This window comes from uncultured Mucilaginibacter sp., assembly GCF_937859865.1.
In the GTDB taxonomy this organism is placed as follows: domain Bacteria; phylum Bacteroidota; class Bacteroidia; order Sphingobacteriales; family Sphingobacteriaceae; genus Mucilaginibacter_A.
On the sequence record NZ_CALMAT010000019.1, the window covers coordinates 1 to 2586 of the forward strand.

Genomic DNA, 2586 nt, shown 5'->3' on the forward strand with positions numbered 1-2586 from the left:
AAGGAATGATGACCGCGTTCGTTTGTCCGGCTTCAACACCATTGCTGGCAAACTGGATGTAGTTGCTAACGGCTTTTTGCCCGGTTACCGATTTGACAGAAGCAGCACTAAAAGGCAATTGCACGCCAAAACCGTTTTTGAATGAAGCACCCACAGCAACAACGTTATAATCGCCTTGCAGAGTTACCAGGTTTCTTTGGGCATTTAAAACAAAAGTATAGCGGTAATCTATCACCAAATCGTTCATATCGTAATCACCTTTGGCAGGCCAGTTGTCTTCAAAAGCAAGCCTTGCCTGGCCATTTTGCGAAGGAAAATAAGTGATGTAGGCACGTGCAGGGTCATTGGGGAAAGCATCCAATACATCCGGAACGCCATCGCCATCGCTGTCGGTGCCTTTGTCAATCGGAGGGATGCCAACGGGAGATATAGCACCAATCGGGTTTGCAGTGGCATAAAAAACAAGGTCGTTAAAATCGTTGTCCGTAGCATAACCGTAGGGGTTGGTTGCAGATGATTCCCTGTTCAAATCTTCAAAACCAAACAGGTAAAGCTTGTGCACATCATCATACAAAACAATAGAATGCTTTTTTAAAGCACTTGTACTTTCTGGGTTCAACTGGCTGTCGGAATAAAACTTTTGCGCGTTTAGGTTGACGCCGCTGCCCGTCCAAGCATTTTGAAGCAAAACAAAGGCAATGGTAGTACCGGCATTAAAAGTACCTAATTTAACTTTGTCGCCTGATTTTAACGCGCCGCCCGAACCAATACCGGATGCGTTAGGAAAAACCATCGTGATTTTATCAATACCGTTTGCATTGGTTCCGCCCGAAGTTGCCGTAGGCGGGTTGCCGGTATTGTAAGTGTAATAAGCGAGCAGCAAGAGGCTGGTTGTTGTTGGTAAGCAAAGTAAGGTTTAAGCCAACATCTTTGGCGGTTTTGTAATCGAAGCCGTTTGGCGCAACTTTTTTAAAGTTGTTTTCGTCTATGCCGCCATAATGCTCTTTTTTGCATGAAGTTATGGTAGCAAGGCCTAAAATACCTAACAGGTAAAAGCTTTTTTTCATATTGAAATGGTTGTTTTGGCAGTTTTTACGGCGATAAAAAGAATAAGTTTATCAGCAGCACCGGCAGCAATTGCCGGGCAGGCGAACGCCGGAATAGGGCAATTTCAGAAAAAAAGCAGGAAATTAACTGAAAGGGAAACCGGCAAATGCTTTTGGGAGAATACTTCTTTTAGCACAATAAATTTGGTGTATGTTGTAATCTGCAATTAATTTTTTTTAAGGTTGAAATGAGAAAACCAGCAATAAAATTTCTGAAATTTTTTTCAAATCCATTTAAAAAAGATTTATTGCACAGAACAGTTTAGCTGATCAATTCTTAAAGTCCTGATAAAACTTTTGCTTTTTAACAAAAACAGGTTTGTGGTACAAAGATTTATAACCGGTACAAAAACCAGATAAATCATTACTTTCGTTACCAAATTTACCCTGCTAAAAACAGCATTGCAATTATGTTATTGTTAGGTATTGATATCGGCACATCCTCTGTCAAGGTTTCTGTTTTGGATGCCGTTTCGCAGCGCACTTTAGCTTCGGCACAGTTTCCGGAAGCAGAAGCAGAAATTATTTCTTTGCAGCCCGGCTGGGCAGAGCAATCGCCGGAAACCTGGTGGGCATATACGCAGCAGGCAATTTTAGCTTGCAACCTTTCCGGCAAATACAGCCCTGCCGATATTGCCGCCATCGGCATTGCCTACCAAATGCACGGTTTGGTTTTGGTGGATAAAGGCCAGAACGTGTTGCGCAACAGCATTATTTGGTGCGATAGCAGGGCGGTAGAAATCGGGAACAAAGCTTTTGAAGCGATTGGCGAAGAAAAATGCCTCAAACATTTGCTCAACTCTCCCGGCAATTTTACCGCCTCCAAACTAGCCTGGGTCAAAAAAAACGAACCCGAAACATTTGGTAAAATTGATAAAGTAATGCTGCCAGGCGATTTTATTGCCATGAAGCTGACGGGCGAAATCACGACTTCGGTTGCTGCACTTTCAGAAGGTATTTTTTATGATTTCATCGGCCATAACCTTTCTGAAGATGTAATCAACTACTTTGGATTTAGTACAAATTTATTTCCAACAATTCAACCTGTTTTTTCTGTTCACGGAACGGTAAAGCAGGAAATTGCACAAAAATTAGGCCTTAAAAAAAGCATTCCGGTTGCTTACAAAGCTGGCGACCAGCCAAATAACGCTCTTTCTCTAAACGTTTTGAAACCTGGCGAAGTGGCTGCAACGGCCGGAACTTCGGGCGTAATTTATGGTGTGAGCGACCGGCCGGTTTACGATCCGCAATCGCGCGTCAATACTTTTGCCCACGTTAATTATACCGAAACCGAAACGCGGACCGGTGTTTTGTTGTGCATCAACGGTACCGGAAGCATGAACCGTTGGGCAAAAAGCCTTTTTGGCAGCGGTATTTCTTACCGGCAGATGAACGATGAGGCCAACAAAATCAAGGTTGGGAGCAAAGGTTTGCTGGTTTTGCCTTTTGGCAACGGTGCCGAACGGATGCTGAACAACAG

The 2586-nt window shown here is 43.4% G+C and carries 3 protein-coding genes; 1 reads left to right on the top strand and 2 read right to left on the bottom strand.

Going from position 1 to position 2586, the window contains the following annotated elements; all coding sequences use genetic code 11:
• Positions 1-883: LruC domain-containing protein (locus Q0192_RS02580; protein WP_299285625.1), on the bottom strand; the 883-nt coding region annotated here is incomplete at its 3' end.
• Entirely contained in the window at positions 804-1067 is a 264-nt protein-coding gene (locus tag Q0192_RS02585) for a hypothetical protein (protein WP_299285628.1), read from the bottom strand. The genes Q0192_RS02580 and Q0192_RS02585, both read right to left, overlap by 80 nt.
• A 449-nt stretch (positions 1068-1516) precedes the next feature.
• Here Q0192_RS02585 and Q0192_RS02590 point away from each other — a divergent pair.
• Positions 1517-2586: FGGY family carbohydrate kinase (locus Q0192_RS02590; protein ID WP_299285631.1), on the top strand; the 1070-nt coding region annotated here is incomplete at its 3' end.